This is a genomic window from Bacillus sp. AK128 (assembly GCF_053903075.1).
Map to the genome: position 1 here is coordinate 3,804,968 of NZ_CP096379.1, position 15,169 is coordinate 3,820,136.

The following is a 15,169-nucleotide window of genomic DNA, read 5'->3' on the forward strand; positions in this document are numbered from 1 at the left end:
GACAAAATTCAACAAGATTCACCAAAAATTGTACCCATAATAATAGGACATATAGACCATCTAAAGGATTTGTTTAAATGCTCCTGCTCCTTCTTTTAAACGGTTAGAAGCTTCAGCCATATTACTGAATTCTTTAACAGCTTCCTCGATCAAAGCTTGATTCTTTTTTATAGTAGATTGTGTTTGACCAATTCTTTCAATTTCAGTTGTCATTGCTTCAATATTATCATCTATTTTTTCTACGACTAATTTTACTCTTTCTGCTAGCTTTTTAACCTCGCTTGCAACAACCTTAAACCCTTTTCCATGGTCTCCTGCTCTTGCGGCTTCTATACTTGCATTCAATGACAATACTGTGGTCTGTGAGGAAATGGCTTGTATATCTTTTAAACTACTTTGGATTAAGCCAATTTGCACACTCAGGTTATCTAGTATTTCCGAATTTTTCGTTGAATCTTTTGTCACTACTTGGGTGTTGTGAGAAACATCGATCATTTTTTCGATACCTAGTTTTGAGCTATGCTGAAGTTCCTCTGAAATATGTTGTAATTCTGATACCAATTCATTAACTTTTTGTTCTCGACCTGTAATATCACTCGCAAGTTTTATAATAGCTACCACTTCTTTATTTTCATTTATTACTGGAGAATAAGATGCATGTAACCAAATGTGTTCACCATTCTTTTTAACTCGTAAAATTTTATCTTGAAAATCCTTACCACTTTTTAATTTATCCCAAAATTTTTCGTAATTACTACTATTAGCAAAGTCAGGAACACAAAAGTTTTTATGACTAGTTCCTAATAATTCGCCTACTTTGTATCCCATGCCTGAAGCAAAATTATCATTAGCCCATAGAACTCTTTTATTCAAGTCAAACATAATCATCGCATACGAACTATTAATGGACTTTAATAACAATTCTAGTGTAATTATTTTCGATAATGAATTAATATTGCTCATAAACATCATCCTTTACATGATTTACCAATGATAAAAACGACATACAAAGACATATTTCGACATACAGAAATTTTACCACACAAGAAGAATAATGTATTTAGTGTTTTAAATATTAATTCATTGTAAGTTTATACCATGTGAACCATGGGTGTGAACGAGGGGGGTGAACCATGGGGATGAACCATGGGGACAGGGACTTTGTTCCATTAGCTTCTACTCACTAGCCTATTTATCTAGTAGACTTGTTCCCAATCTCTTTGATTATCCATATAGATACATGGATGAAACTGAAGGAGGCAAATAACATGCAAGATATGAGAATGAGGCACCACTATTGGTTACAGGAGGGTGAACGTTGTAGTTGTGGGTTTCAACAACCTACAATGAGCCCAGCAATGAATCCAGGTATGAACCCAGCTATGATGAGTCCAGCAATGAATCCAGGTATGAACCCAACTATGATGTATCCAACAATGAATCAGGGTATTAACCCGTCTATGATGAGTCCAGCAATGAATCCGGGTATGAATCCAACTATGGTGAGTCCAGCAATGAATCACGGTATGAGCCCATCTATGATGAATCCAGCAATGAATCCGGGTATGAGCCCATCTATAAAGAATACAGTAATGAATCCAGGTATGAACCCATCTATGATGAATCCATCAACAAATTCAGGATTTAACTTTCAGTCCGAGATCAATCCGTCTGCACAAGTAAACCCGTATTTAAACGTTAGTCCTTATACACAAGTAAATCCTAAAACTCAAATAAATCCAAAAGCTTATTTAAATTTTGACCCAGATTTCAATTTAAATATTGGAAATCAATGGGGGTAATGAATCAAAGGTCCTACTCTTTTTTTGAGTAGGACCTTTTTCTCGGAAACATAGGGACAGGGACTTTGTTCCAAATGGCATTCAAACCTGATGGATTGAGGCACAAATTAATTTAGTATGGTTCCCTCTTTACTATAGATTTCTATTTTGTAAGAGTCCCCTTTTAAGCTTTCCTTCATCTCATCTGATTCTAGCATCTCAGTTATTCTTTTTTCTAATTCAAGGGAATAGTTTTTGCTATCTGGTTCTGAAGCAGACACAGATGATTGAATCATTATTATTGGAGATGGATGAACCGTGTATCCAACGCTTTTCACCTTAAATTGTTTATTGTTTGTCATTTGGTCCGATAAAGGTGTGACAATTTCAACGGACCATCGATTTTCTTTCAGCAACTTCGCTACGTCTATTTTTTTTACTTGGACACTATTTATTTCCGAATCATGTTTCTTTGCTACGCCTAGTACAATCTCTTTTATTAACCCCTCTTGCATTTCTGTATGTGGGACCTCGACTTGAATAAATTCTTTGCCATTCCCGTCTGTATTCACATAGAGGGAGAAGATATTGAATTGTTGGTTTTTCAACTCTATTAACATATCATCCGTTAATTCTTGATGAGGTGCTGCGAATGCCTTAACCTTTATATCATAATCGCTAAATCCTTCTATACTTAAAGTTTCTTCTACCGTATGAATCACATCACTCTTCACTTCTTTAAGATAGTCGTCTGAACCGGAAACAACAACTAACACATCCTTTTGAATAGGACTTACATTAATTCCTATTAGATCGATTCCCTTTTCTACTAAAGGAGCAGCCAATTTTTCTTCCATGCTTGGATGTGTGAACAACGTGTTTAGATAAGGAATTTTCTCTACGACACTCGCAACAGTTGGTGAAACATTTGCTGTAAAAAAGAACGCTGTTAGAAGGAATACAGGAATTGCCACAGCCAAAACCACAGGCCTAAACTTCCACCGTTTTACAGGCTCTTTTTCACCTACCATTCTTTTCTTAATCTTCATTTCAAGTGAACGGTCAAATTCGATTTCAGATAAAACGGTCGTTGTCATGCTCTGTTTAAGATTTTTTAATTTATTTTCCATATGAATCACCGTCCTTTTCATACATTTCCTTAAGTAAGTTGCGACCTCTATGAAGCCTACTTTTAACTGTATTAGGTTTAATTTTTAGTAAATCACTGAGTTCGTCAATATTGTATTCTTCAAAATAATAAAGAAAAATGACTTCACGATATTTGACAGGAAGAGATAGCACCTTCAAAGATAAACTTCTATCTTCAAATTTACCCATCATTTCCTGTTCCGGATCTCGACCTGGAGATATATGATGATCAAACAAATATTCGCTCATTTTTTTACTACGATAACTCCAAGACTTCATAACGTCTTTACAGCGATTTCCCGTAATCCGGTAAAGCCACGTTTTTATACTAGAATCACCTCTAAACCTATGTATGTTCTTATAGCAATTAATAAAGACATCCTGGGTAATATCTTCAGCTAAGGTTCGATCCTTTACGTAACTATAGGCGAGCCAGAGTATGTTTTGACCATATTCTTTTATAATAGATTCTACTGTAAGGTCTTCTTGTTCTAAGTGATCAAGAACATCTTCATGTAAACAGCTTTCCATCTTATCGCCTCCTTCCTACAAATACAGACGACGGTTTTTCTAATTGGTTCCCAAAAATTTTAAAAACATAGGGACAGGGACTTTGTTCCACTCTCAATTCCATTATGTACCAGAAGATAAAAACCAGTCTATCCCCCTTATCATGACCATAGTTCTTAGCATTACAACCTAAACAAGTCGCATTCCCTTTATGGTAAGGAACCCGACTTGTTTAGATTGACTAAATGATCGTCAATTCTTAGGATTGAATTAGCTTATGCCTTTAATAAATCCTCTCGAATAGGCGTAAAGGTATCGATAATGGCAGATTGTTCTAGTGCGGTCGCACTGTGCCTGGCATTACTTGGGATATAGATAGATTCACCTTGAGAGATAATCGTTTCTTTGCCATCGATATAAAAAGCTATTTTCCCTTTAAGGCAGTAAGTCATTTGTTCATGAACATGACTGTGTTCGTACCCTTGTGCTCCTTTTTCAAAGTGCACCTCCATCATCATGATCCCTTTACCAGGTTCAAAGATTTTCCGCTTCACGCCTGGCTCTGCATTTTCCCACTCTTGAATTTTACCCATTAACAAGACCTTCCTTTCACTAAGATAGTCAGACGATTAGTTATACAGATTCCACCTCTGAGTTATTCACTAGTAAAACCTCGGTTTTTGTAAACATTTGAAAAGATACCCACATCACAAAGTAAGCTAATAAACTCACACTAAAGAATGGAATGATTCCAGGTAAAAGGGAAATAAGAAAGTACAGTATGAACATCCCTATGATCATTCCGAATGTGTAATGCGGAAAAGAAGCTCCTAATATAAGGGCGTACTTAATGTACGTTCTGTTTTTCCAATTGTAATGTACGTAAACGGGAAAGATATAAAGTAAGACAATAAAAAACAAAAAGGTAACGACAATTACAGCGAATCTTAATACGATGAACAATATGCCTTCAGTTGGAAGGAAGGCTAAATCTACATACAAAATATATCCTAATACGAATAACATGAGACCGAGGAGATTTGACTTGAAAAACTCTTGACGATAGGTTTTCCAAAAAGTAGTAAAAACAGGAACATCCAGTTCTCCTTTAACCCATTTCCGAGTAACGGCAAACAGAGAAACTGTTGCTGGCATAAAACCAATTACTACTCCTCCAAGCAATGTAAACAGAATCCAAAGGAAGTTGACATAAGCAAACCTTGATATCCATTCACTAATTAAAAAAAATCTCCCTGATAGCCCGCCTAACTGCATCCTGTTTCACCTCCCTTAAAAGATTTCTAATTTCCATTACTTTTAGTCAATATTTCTAAAAGTTTGAGAGCTGCTTCTTTATCATCTGTATACTTTGGAATAATTGCAACCACTTCACTAGTATGTTGATAGTGTAGGTCCTTTAATAGAGTTGCTTCAGCCTGAATGGGTAGTGCATACATATGTACATCACCATCTTCATCCTGCAACTCGTATTCTTTTAACCTCGTATTCGTTATGTCATCTAGAGGATGAAGACCGACAGGATCAAAGATAGATGATAACAGTTCTTTATCCATTAAGAGGACATCTCCTGAATGATCGATAAATTCAACGAGTAATTTTTCATACATGGCGGAAAAGATTTCAACGCGAACCGTTTTATCCCCCACTAACTCTTGGTTTACCATATCTGTCAGGTTTTGTTTGGACTCCTCTGGTAAAGAGGAAAAAATAAACACTTCAAAATCCTCACTTTTCTTTTGACAGCCCGTCATAATGAAAAAAATAAGAACGGATACTAGGAATGTAATTAGTGGTTTCTTTTTTAGATAGGTTGTCATGATGATCTACTCCTATTTTTTACTCTAACAGTGTGGAAAGGCGTTTAAGAAAGTAGCTTTTGTACTTCCATACACGCAAGTACAAATGCCCCTGCACCATGTAAGTCGTTTTCGCTACGATCTCGATTTATATAGTAATCGTATACCCCGATTGATGTACCGATACAAATGTCCTTCAGAACAGCTGAATCCTCTGTTTCTATAATCTTATTTTCTATTAATCCCTCGAATCCTTTTTTCACTAGGGTTGTATACTCTTCATCAACATATTGTTTCCTAACGGCTTTGGCAATGGTATAGAGGAATAAACAAGAGCAAGACGCTTCCAACCAATTCTCTTCATTAGAACCTTTATCTACTATTTGATGCCATAAACCTGTTTCTTCATCTTGGAACTTCGTTAAAGAAAGAACTAGGTCTTGGATTACACCGATCCACTCAAGTCGTTTTGGATGATTCTCAGGTAATAGGTCAATCATGTCAATGACAGCTAGACCGTACCAACCTAATGCTCTCCCCCAAAATTCAGGAGCGGTATTTGTCTCCTCTTTCACCCATGGCTGCTGACCTTTTTCATCCCACCCATGATAATATAATCCAGTTTTTTCATCTTTTGTGTTCTTTCTCATTAATTTTTCCTGATGAATGACCATATCAACTAGGTCAGGCTCCTGAAACTCACGTGCATAATGAAGCGCAAAAGGACCTCCCATGTATAAACCGTCTAACCACATTTGGTAAGGATATTTATCCTTGTGCCAAAAACCACCTTCGCTTGTTTTATTTAGAGTAGGATATAGATTTCTAAGTTTCTCAGCAGCCAGCTTGTATTTTTCTTCACCTGTTTCTTTATAGAGCGGATAAAATAGTAAACCTGCTTGAATAGAATCTAATTCATCTCGACTAAAGTAGAAGTTACCGTAATCATCCACTAAGTTATCCACGTAATCCTTTGTATATTGGAAGTACTTCTCATCTTTTGTTTGTTCCCATAGACTTAACATTCCACATAAAAACACCCCTTGGTGATAGTGCCAACGGCTGGCAGGAGGTAACTCAGCTGGAGTGTATGTATTCATCACTGTATCGCATAGCTTGTTTGCCCAGAATAACGGAGATTTTACCTTTACATTTTCTTCCATTTTAGTCATCCCTTCATTAAATAAATTTGTGCTACCTTACTTTTGTTTGTAAGCGGTAACATTTTACAAAGTCCAAAGGCTAAGTAGACCTTCCAAGTCGAATAAACTTTGTTAGTAGTCCCCTTAAGTGATGCCCATGACTTTACCTTAAAGGAGATAGAAGATGACATCTACAATCATAAAGACAGAATAGGTACATTCTGAGCGAAAAAAGAAAACATTTGAGTAAAAACCTAATATATTGACCGCAATATTAGAAAATGATTATACCGATACTCCTCTTCATTCTATATAATGAATGATAATACACCTATATATTTTTGGAATATTAGATATAATCATTTTATAAGGGAGGTACTTATGAAGAGAAAATCAACTAACTTTTACTTGAAATTAATGACGTTTATTATCATCTTATCTACAGTCCCAGTTATTGTGGTTGGATTGTTCTCTTATTTAAAATCTTCTGAGGTTATTCAATCAAATGTTGCAAAAGAAAAACAGCAAAGTATCTATCAAATTCAAACAAATGTTGAACAGGTTTTAAAAACAGTGGATCATTCACTTACTCATTTCGTCAATTCCTCTCAGCTTAGAGAGGTGTTAAAGGAACCGTTACATGCCGAACAATTTCAGTTATACAATCAAGTGAGAGAAGAGTTAAGTCACCTTCAGACATTTGATACTGGATTGCATGATGTGCTATTAGCTAGTCTTCAGAAAAATTGGTTAATCAATAATACTGGACTACAAAGACTAGATGAAGATCAAATTGATGAAATCCATAGTAAATATCTATCTTTGCCTACAAAATCCGCATGGGTTCTAGAACGAAAGAATACGGATCTCTTCGACACAGAGAATGAGGATTCCTGTTCTTATCATATTAATCTTGTTAAACAGCTACCTCTTAATAGCGTTAATAAAACAGGTGTGGCTGTAGCAACCATTCCTATTTGCAAGATTTCAGACATTTTCTCTCAACACTCAGAACTAGAGACAACCATTATTTTAGACGAGAAACTTCAAGTAATTGGTCATACTGTTCCTGGTGGTCATATGGGGAAAGATTTTTCCAATGAGGAATACGTTAAAAACTTAATGGAGAGTAGTCAATCTTCAGGTCAATTTAATATGAAGATTAATGAAACCGATTACAAAGTCACGTACCGAAAGTCAAACTATAATGAATGGACATACATATCCTTAATTCAAATCAGTGATTTAAATAAACAATCAAGCTCTATTGGTGTGTTTACCCTCGTCATTTGTTCTTTATTACTTGTTTTATCTTTTATCATTTCATTTATTGGCTCAAATCGAATGTATAGACCGGTTCAACACCTTCAAGAAATGATACTTCAGACATTTCAGCCAAAAACTGAAATAAAGCATCGAAACGAATTTGAATTAATTGAACATCAAATTCAGCATATGTTAGATCAGAATAGTCAGCTTGAACAAAAAGTTCGGGGGCAAATCACCCAATTAAAACAATTCTTTATGGTCAAGCTCTTACAAGGGAAGGTTAGCCAAGAAGAATTAACAACAAAGCTAGCATCCTTTGGATGGAAACAGCAATGGAAACGGCTATCAGTCCTTACTTTACAAATAGATACATTGGAAGGCACCGTTTATCATAAAAAGGAAGAGGATTTATTGCTTTTTGCCATTAATACGATGGTTGAGGACCTACTACCTACTCAAAGCAGATTGACACCTATCGTGATGAATCGCACACAGGTTACGATTCTTCTTAGTAATCATGAGACGGATGAAGAATATACGGCTTTTTTAAATGAGACGGCTCAAATCATTCAAACGAGAGTGAAAGAAGAATTACATCTTCCCGTAAGTATTGGAATCAGTTTACCTTATTCCACTTTATCCTCGACCATCCATGCTTATAAGGAAGGGCTTGAAAGTTTAAAGTATACAATTCAATTAGGTAGTGAATCGATTATTTTCTTTGAAAACTTAGAAAGAGGAACGTCCTTTTATACCTTCTTTCCTAAACAAATTAAAAATGAATTATTCGACTCTATTAAAGTTTGTGACAAGCCTAAGGTAGACGAGCTATTAAATAGCTTCTTAACGACCATACTAGAAAAAGACTTAAATCATACCCAATATCAAATATCGATTGTCCGATTATTGAATGACTTAATAGAATTAATGCAAACGTTAGGAATCGATATCATTGAATTAGATAATCAAAAGTCCTTATTTGATCATTTATACGATTTAAAAACACTTTCTGAAATACAAAATTGGTTTAAAGACGTCCTTATTTATCCACTAATGACTAAAATAGAAGAACGTACCGAATCTCAATATAAAAATCTGTCTGATAAGATTATTCATATTGTTCAGCAAGAGTTTGATCAAGATATAACTCTTGATTCTATTGCATCACGACTACATTACAACCCCAATTATTTAAGTAGTATTTTTAGAAAAGAGACCAATATTTCCTTTAGTGAATATTTATCCTCATACCGCCTGAACATGGCTAAAACCTGGTTACTTGAGACAGAGATGTCGGTAAAAGAAATATCAGAAAAGCTCAAATACAATAATTCACAAAACTTTATCCGTTCATTCCGAAAAAGTGAAGGAACGACACCAGGAAAATATCGTGAGCTAAAAAAGGCTCAATAAAAGGGATGGATCTCCGCTATGAGATCCACCCCCTTTTTGTTTTACATTTGTTTTTACTTCACAAGCTCTTCGTTGAATTCCTCTATTATTTGGTTTCCGCCGTTCTCTCTCCATCTTCTAATCTCTGAATGAAATTCTTCCTCGTTCATTTCACCAATAATGAAGTGAAAGGTCGCATTATCAATAATCTTTCGTATTTCACTACCATATTCTGTATAGGTTGGTGAGAATAATCCTTCTGTTGGATTCATGACAGCGAATGTCTCATTATCCTTAACAAGAGTGTCAAACTTCATTCTTAGAGGCTCATTCTTATTTAATAATTCTTGATTACCTATACTCTTTAAGGTTAGTAAAGGCTTTACGTCTCTTTCATATAACTCTTTATTTTCAGCTAACATTTCATATGTTCCATCGTCTTTTTTTATGTGATGAATTCCTTCTATGCCTATCTCTAATAAAGACACTATATCCTCTTCTGCCATTCTGTCCAGGAAAGCTAATATCTTTTTCAGCTCCTCTTCTGTCTTAACAGACGTTTTTGGAATGGCAAACATGCCATTCTGACCACCGATGGCCCAGACATTCAGCTTACCATCGGGACCTTTAATCCGATTTGTGAAATCCATCTCGAAGGAAGGATTTAGCTTAACTGCTTCATTTCTCATATAGATTCCATCAACCATGTTTCCTATGTAGATCCCTGCTTTACCTGTTACAAATAGGTCCTGCTGCTGTTTTTTACTCGTAATGGTAAAGTCTTGATTCATTAATTTCTCATCATATAGTGTTTTCATGAAATGCATTGTGTTCCAATACGGTTCTGTTTCAAAATCAGGGATAATCTGATTGTTTATCACTCCCCACTCATTTGGTGTCCCCATATAGGAGGCAAGTGTTTTAAAAATTCCATAGGTCAAATCATTCCGATCTGTGAAGCCAATCGTATCATCCATACCATTTCCATCAGGGTCATGATAGGTAAAGGCTCTTGCTACTTCATATAATTCGTTAATAGAGGTAGGCATCGACAATCCCAGGTTTCTCAGCCAATCAGTTCGGATCACAACTCCCTGTCTTGAAATCGGTCTTTCTCGGTAGATCCCATACACTTTCCCTTCAACTGATATATTATTTAATATGATCTCATTCATTTCTTTTAAGTTGGGATAATCCTTTAAATAGGGCCCAAGCTCCCAAAACATCCCTGATCGAAGAGAGTGCTGAACAGATGATGCTTTAAGATCAGTTAATGTGACTATTTTCGGTAATTTCCCAGATGCAAACGCCATATTCAGACGATCCTCCTTAATGGCATCAGGTACCCAAATCATATCTAGCTTTGTATTTGTTCGCTTTTCAATTTCCTTTATAACGGCATCCGTTGGAGGATTCTGTTCATACAGAACAGCCATCCATTCTACATTCATGCCAGAGTAACTACTTTTATCTATTAATGGCTCCTTCCCCACTGCACGTGAGTGAATGGTACACCCTGATCCCAAAATTAATATGAATGTAAAAATAAGGAATCGTAGTTTCTTTTTCATCGTAGACCTCCAGCAATCAAGTTAATTCAAATTACAGATTAATGATAACGCTTACATAATAGAATAAATGACAATCGTTAAAGCTGTATATTTACTAGTTTCATCATACCATATACTTTTCTGAAAATTTACATATTCTTTTATTTTTTTCCATTATAAAAGGGGAGCTACGAAATGTAACTACCCCTTCTAACATTAAAAACCTTGCTCCTTTAACCAAGACTGGCATAAATGGGGCCAACTACTGACAATTGGATCCTTAGCTGCAAGTCCTAGACCGTGTCGCCCGTTCGGAAAGATGTGTAATTCGTATGGTATTCTTTTTTCACTGAGTGCCTGCGCATAAAGGAGGCTGTTTTGTACAGGTACAGATGCATCATCACTAGTATGCCATAGGAAGGTAGGAGGAGTATGTGGTGAAACGTTTCTTTCATTAGATAGTAAGTGTTGACGTTCACTTGTGTTATTTTCACCTAATAGATTTATTACGGATCCCTCATGACAATGCTGTGTAAATGATATAACCGGATAGCAAAGAATAGAAACGTCTGGTCGACTGCTTAGACGTTCTATCGGATCACTCGAATTCGCGTTACCTTCATCAAACTGAGTAGACATAACAGATGCTAGATGACCACCCGCTGAGAAGCCGAGAATCCCTATTTTTTCAGGATGAAGATTCCACTTTTGAGCGTGATAACGAACATAACGGATCGCACGCTTGGCATCAAGCATTGGTGCAGGGTAAACATAAGGTGCAACCCTATATTGTAAGACAAATGCTGATATACCAATACTATTTAACCACCTTGCCACAGGTTCACCTTCATGAGCAGCATGATGGTGATACCCGCCTCCAGGGCAAACAATTATCGCCCCATGCAGCTGGGAGGATTTTAACAGATATGGAGTAAGGATTGGTAGTTCGTCATCATAGTCTTTACTAGATAGCGGTACACCTTCAGGCCATAAGACATTCTTCATTGTATGATTCTCCTAATGTTGTTTAATAAGTGTCACTGGCCAATCGTCTGTTTGGCCAAATATCTTCTCGAGAGTAAAATCTTCAAGCTCACTTTCGCTAATCTGAGAGGACCAATTCACACGAAGATCGTAAGCTGACCCAGGCCCAGTGCTTTGATATTCAGCATACCGAGCTGTTCTTTCGTTTTGTGGGTTTCGCCAGTTATTCCAGCCTTCAAATCTAATATGCGGACCCATCCAGGTTCTTATAAATGCGGTTTGGGCATGTGGTCTCCAGGGCCGCCCAAGGTACACAGACCGTTCTTCTGCAACACCCGTAAGCTTACAATCAAAGAAGATAAACCCATATTGCTTATCTTCCGGAGTGGAGGCAGCTGTAATATAGCCCATATGTAAACTATGTATCTCACATTGATCGAAGACAGCGGTTCCAGAGCCGAATATGAAATCAACATGGCCCTCAATGTAACAATGTAAGAAATACTGCCGCCCTTTACTAGAATAAAATGTGTCTTGATAGCCTAATAGTCTAACGTTCTTAATAAATGCTCGATCACCTGATAAATATAAGGCTAATGCTTGCCCGATTTCTGGTCCATACCCCGCTGTATTTTCTACTGTGATATTTTCCATGACAAACTCATCCGCTGTAACGGTGACTGTAGGTGTTCTGAATGTACCAAGCGGTTGATTTTCGGCATCTCGCATTTGAGCATATAAGCAGCCTGAAATGATTGTTTGCTCAGCACTTTCCCCGATTAATCGGATATTCGGTTTGTTATCAGGGATTACTAATTTCTCTCTATATTTACCATTTTTTATATGAACGGTAACTGGCTCAAGGGGATGAACCCTAATTGCGTTAATCGCATCCTGAATCGTTGTAAAGTCACCATTTCCGCTTTTACAAACCGTTATTTCCATCATGCGTACCACCGCCTATCTTCTCCACTTTAAACCAATCATAGGTTGCAAAGCCTGAACTCTTCTTACTCACATGATTCAAACAAAATAAGCCTATTTGGGCGCCAATCCACTTGCCTTTAGAGGCGACAAACTCCTCACCCACAGGATGAAACATTACACCATCAAGGCTATAGCTAAATTGACAAATAGCCCCTTTTTTCACTTCAGTCCGTAAGAAGAACGTTTGATGATCCACTTGACGTATTACGGTTTCGGTTTCTTCATTGCCCTTTTCAGGAGATAATCCAGATAGATACACAAGATTTAGCCCAGCCCCGCGTTTTCTTAGCATAAGTCCTTTATACTCATAGCCTAAAATGACAAGTCCAGCTTGGTCGTTCTCATCCAGATCGAGCGATAGCTTTGTTGTCACCACAAATTCTGGTGCAGGGAACTTTTGAGTGAGGATATTGGGCGTTCCATAAAGGGTATTGACATGATTTGGTGGGTTAACCGCATATAAGACAAGACGGTTATCCTTTAGGGTAAACCATTCCTTTTTCACGTTTGCTTGCCACTGCCATTGACGTCCTAGGGAGTTCCCTGTAAATTCATCATTAATTGGGGGAACTTGAATTTCGTGCTGTTTTAACCCAACATTCGGCTTCTTCCAGCGCCTTATAGGCTCACCAATCCCAGTTTCACTATTCTTCTTACCCATCACGGGCCAATCGTTCTCCCATTCCATTGGTTGGAGATGTGTGATTCTTCCGTAGGCGTCTTTATCTTGAAAATGCAGAAACCAGGACTCCCCGCCTTGTAACTCAATCCAAGCACCTTGGTGAGGTCCATTCGTCTCTGTACGACCTTGCTGAAGCACAATTTTATCTTCATATGGTCCATATATGTGCTTCGATCGTAGAATGGTTTGCCACCCTGTGTCCACTCCGCCTGCTGGTGCAAAGATATAGTAATATCCATTCCTCTTATATAATTTAGGACCTTCAATTGTAGGGTGATTGATCCTTCCATCAAAGACATAAGTACCTTCATCAAGTAGCTCCGTGCCCTCTCGGTTCATTTTGCATATTTGAAGAATGCTTTTAAAGCCAATTCTGCTTTTGGCGAAGGCATGAACTAAATAGGCCTGACCATCATCATCCCAAAATGGACAAGGATCAATCCAGCCTTTTACTTCCTTTACCAAATGTAAGGGACTCCACTTCCCATATGGATCTGTTGTCGTACTCATAAATACACCTTCATCTGGCGCACTAAAGAACACCCAAAACTTACCTTCATGAAAGCGAATACTAGGAGCCCACACCCCGTCCCCATGCCTCGGTAAATCGTAGGATGAAAATGGAAGGGTTTCGCATACATGGTTAATGATTGTCCAGTTCACAAGATCCTTGGAATGGAGAATTGGAAGACAAGGTGACATATGAAAGCTGGATGATACCATAAAAAAATCTTCGCCTACTCGTATACAATCTGGATCGGAATAATCCGCATAAAGAATAGGGTTTTGATAGGTCCCATCCCCTAAATCAGCCGTCCATACTTCTTTATCTCTTTCGTTCACTAGTGTATATGCACTTTTCACGATAAAACCTCCCTACTTTCCTTCTACTAAAGAGCTATATAGCCAGTCAAACGATTTAGCCCCACTAATTTCATGACGACCCTCAAAATAATCGTGATTTAATTCATCACTTGAATCAAAACTCTGATAGATATTGGTTAAAACATTTACAGCATGCTTTACGTGTTCAATGGGAAAAAGATGGTCCTGTTTTCCTGCTTCTATAAATAATGGTCTTGGAGCTATTAAACCAATTAACTCAGGAAGTTCTGCGTGCTGTAAGATACCTGGAACATAATTATCTAGACAATGTTTTCGATCCATGATGCTTCCTTTAAAAGTATTGGTATAACCTGTAATAACGGTCGCTTTTATTCGATCATCAAGAATAGAAGTAAAGGCTGCAACAAGCCCTCCACCCGAGAAACCCATACAACCAATTTTTTGAGAATCTACTTCATCAAGGGTTATAAGATAATCTATTATTCGCCTACATTCAAAGACTCTTAATCCCGCTAGCGTTTTGCCCATTACTAACAGCTGACTAGCTATAGAAAAGCAGGAATTACTCGATGTAGACGCTGGATCTATATCAGCTTCAAGCCGTCTATCTCCGAACCCTATAATTTCTGGAGCCACTACAACCAATCCTTTTCTTACAAGCTGAATCGCACAGTTTTTATGAATGCCAGGCTCTCCATCGTTCACGGCACCATCTGCCTGTAATCCAACCATTTCTTTACTGCCATACCCATGACCATGTAAAGCGAGTACAGCAGGGAGTTTCAAGTGGTGGGTGTTGGTTGTTGGAATCAGTATATAAACAGGGGCCCTTAAACCACCTATCGTTGTAATTTCCACTCGTAATCGAACATATTCCTCTGTTTCTATTTTTTCTACTAGCTTTGGATAAAAGTCTTCTTTGCTAGAATAAGAAAACTCGCCCAATTGTTCTTGAAAGCGAGCTCTTAGATTTTGTTTCCATTCTTCATGATACATTCCCGTATACGGCTGATAGGTTTGGTTATATAAGTTTTCTAGAAAAGGCTTTATAAACGTCAAC

General features: G+C 37.3%; 14 protein-coding genes. 2 read left to right on the forward strand and 12 right to left on the reverse strand.

Annotated elements, in window-relative coordinates:
• Window positions 1-60: 60 nt before the first annotated feature.
• Window positions 61-963 carry a methyl-accepting chemotaxis protein gene (locus tag M1D60_RS19180; protein WP_456276430.1) on the reverse strand — a complete coding sequence of 301 codons (903 nt, stop codon included), beginning with the start codon at window positions 961-963 and terminating at the stop codon, window positions 61-63.
• 305 nt (window positions 964-1,268) lie between these two features.
• Here M1D60_RS19180 and M1D60_RS19185 point away from each other — a divergent pair, with 305 nt between their 5' ends.
• On the forward strand, window positions 1,269-1,802 hold the full coding sequence (locus M1D60_RS19185) for a hypothetical protein (RefSeq protein ID WP_456276431.1): 534 nt from the start codon (window positions 1,269-1,271) through the stop codon (window positions 1,800-1,802).
• Window positions 1,803-1,909: 107 nt separating this feature from the next.
• Here the strand turns inward: M1D60_RS19185 and M1D60_RS19190 are convergent, their stop codons facing one another.
• The 6 genes from M1D60_RS19190 to M1D60_RS19215 all read right to left on the reverse strand — a co-directional run bounded on the left by M1D60_RS19190 (window position 1,910) and on the right by M1D60_RS19215 (window position 6,420).
• Window positions 1,910-2,911, reverse strand: coding sequence for a DUF4030 domain-containing protein (locus M1D60_RS19190; protein ID WP_456276432.1), 1,002 nt, complete (start codon window positions 2,909-2,911; stop codon window positions 1,910-1,912).
• Window positions 2,901-3,461 carry a sigma-70 family RNA polymerase sigma factor gene (locus tag M1D60_RS19195; RefSeq protein WP_456276433.1) on the reverse strand — a complete coding sequence of 187 codons (561 nt, stop codon included), beginning with the start codon at window positions 3,459-3,461 and terminating at the stop codon, window positions 2,901-2,903. The genes M1D60_RS19190 and M1D60_RS19195 overlap by 11 nt, the downstream gene beginning before the upstream one ends.
• Window positions 3,462-3,715: 254 nt before the next feature.
• Window positions 3,716-4,033 carry a cupin domain-containing protein gene (locus M1D60_RS19200; protein WP_456276434.1) on the reverse strand — a complete coding sequence of 106 codons (318 nt, stop codon included), beginning with the start codon at window positions 4,031-4,033 and terminating at the stop codon, window positions 3,716-3,718.
• 40 nt (window positions 4,034-4,073) lie between these two features.
• Window positions 4,074-4,715 (reverse strand): YesL family protein, encoded by a 642-nt coding sequence (locus tag M1D60_RS19205; protein ID WP_456276435.1) that lies wholly within the window; start codon window positions 4,713-4,715, stop codon window positions 4,074-4,076.
• A gap of 26 nt (window positions 4,716-4,741) precedes the next feature.
• Window positions 4,742-5,278: a hypothetical protein gene (locus tag M1D60_RS19210; protein WP_456276436.1), complete on the reverse strand. Its 537-nt coding sequence runs from the start codon at window positions 5,276-5,278 to the stop codon at window positions 4,742-4,744.
• A gap of 44 nt (window positions 5,279-5,322) precedes the next feature.
• The gene (locus tag M1D60_RS19215; protein ID WP_456276437.1) at window positions 5,323-6,420 is read right to left on the reverse strand and encodes a glycoside hydrolase family 88/105 protein; all 1,098 of its coding nucleotides are present in this window, start codon (window positions 6,418-6,420) and stop codon (window positions 5,323-5,325) included.
• A 360-nt stretch (window positions 6,421-6,780) separates the two neighbouring features.
• On the opposite strand from M1D60_RS19215, the gene M1D60_RS19220 reads away from it, so the two are divergent.
• Complete coding sequence (locus M1D60_RS19220) at window positions 6,781-9,081, forward strand: helix-turn-helix domain-containing protein (protein WP_456276438.1); 2,301 nt, start codon at window positions 6,781-6,783, stop codon at window positions 9,079-9,081.
• Window positions 9,082-9,134: 53 nt separating this feature from the next.
• On the opposite strand, the gene M1D60_RS19225 is transcribed toward M1D60_RS19220, so the two are convergent.
• The 5 genes from M1D60_RS19225 to M1D60_RS19245 form a co-directional block, all read right to left on the reverse strand.
• Entirely contained in the window at window positions 9,135-10,631 is a 1,497-nt protein-coding gene (locus tag M1D60_RS19225) for an extracellular solute-binding protein (protein WP_456276439.1), read from the reverse strand.
• Between the two features lie 195 nt (window positions 10,632-10,826).
• On the reverse strand, window positions 10,827-11,615 hold the full coding sequence (locus M1D60_RS19230; RefSeq protein WP_456276440.1) for an alpha/beta hydrolase: 789 nt from the start codon (window positions 11,613-11,615) through the stop codon (window positions 10,827-10,829).
• A gap of 12 nt (window positions 11,616-11,627) precedes the next feature.
• Window positions 11,628-12,542 (reverse strand): pectinesterase family protein, encoded by a 915-nt coding sequence (locus tag M1D60_RS19235; RefSeq protein ID WP_456276441.1) that lies wholly within the window; start codon window positions 12,540-12,542, stop codon window positions 11,628-11,630.
• Window positions 12,520-14,127, reverse strand: a complete 1,608-nt coding sequence (locus tag M1D60_RS19240; RefSeq protein WP_456276442.1) for a glycoside hydrolase family 43 protein — start codon at window positions 14,125-14,127, stop codon at window positions 12,520-12,522. The genes M1D60_RS19235 and M1D60_RS19240 overlap by 23 nt, the downstream gene beginning before the upstream one ends.
• Before the next feature lie 12 nt (window positions 14,128-14,139).
• Window positions 14,140-15,168, reverse strand: a complete 1,029-nt coding sequence (locus tag M1D60_RS19245) for a dienelactone hydrolase family protein (protein WP_456276443.1) — start codon at window positions 15,166-15,168, stop codon at window positions 14,140-14,142.
• Window position 15,169: the final 1 nt, after the last annotated feature.

Bases quoted from the DNA above. Each gene is read 5' to 3' on its own strand.
- M1D60_RS19180 (WP_456276430.1), bottom strand. From the start codon at position 963: ATGAGCAATATTAATTCATTATCGAAAATAATTACACTAGAATTGTTA.
- M1D60_RS19185 (WP_456276431.1), top strand. From the start codon at position 1,269: ATGCAAGATATGAGAATGAGGCACCACTATTGGTTACAGGAGGGTGAA.
- M1D60_RS19190 (WP_456276432.1), bottom strand. From the start codon at position 2,911: ATGGAAAATAAATTAAAAAATCTTAAACAGAGCATGACAACGACCGTT.
- M1D60_RS19195 (WP_456276433.1), bottom strand. From the start codon at position 3,461: ATGGAAAGCTGTTTACATGAAGATGTTCTTGATCACTTAGAACAAGAA.
- M1D60_RS19200 (WP_456276434.1), bottom strand. From the start codon at position 4,033: ATGGGTAAAATTCAAGAGTGGGAAAATGCAGAGCCAGGCGTGAAGCGG.
- M1D60_RS19205 (WP_456276435.1), bottom strand. From the start codon at position 4,715: ATGCAGTTAGGCGGGCTATCAGGGAGATTTTTTTTAATTAGTGAATGG.
- M1D60_RS19210 (WP_456276436.1), bottom strand. From the start codon at position 5,278: ATGACAACCTATCTAAAAAAGAAACCACTAATTACATTCCTAGTATCC.
- M1D60_RS19215 (WP_456276437.1), bottom strand. From the start codon at position 6,420: ATGGAAGAAAATGTAAAGGTAAAATCTCCGTTATTCTGGGCAAACAAG.
- M1D60_RS19220 (WP_456276438.1), top strand. From the start codon at position 6,781: ATGAAGAGAAAATCAACTAACTTTTACTTGAAATTAATGACGTTTATT.
- M1D60_RS19225 (WP_456276439.1), bottom strand. From the start codon at position 10,631: ATGAAAAAGAAACTACGATTCCTTATTTTTACATTCATATTAATTTTG.
- M1D60_RS19230 (WP_456276440.1), bottom strand. From the start codon at position 11,615: ATGAAGAATGTCTTATGGCCTGAAGGTGTACCGCTATCTAGTAAAGAC.
- M1D60_RS19235 (WP_456276441.1), bottom strand. From the start codon at position 12,542: ATGATGGAAATAACGGTTTGTAAAAGCGGAAATGGTGACTTTACAACG.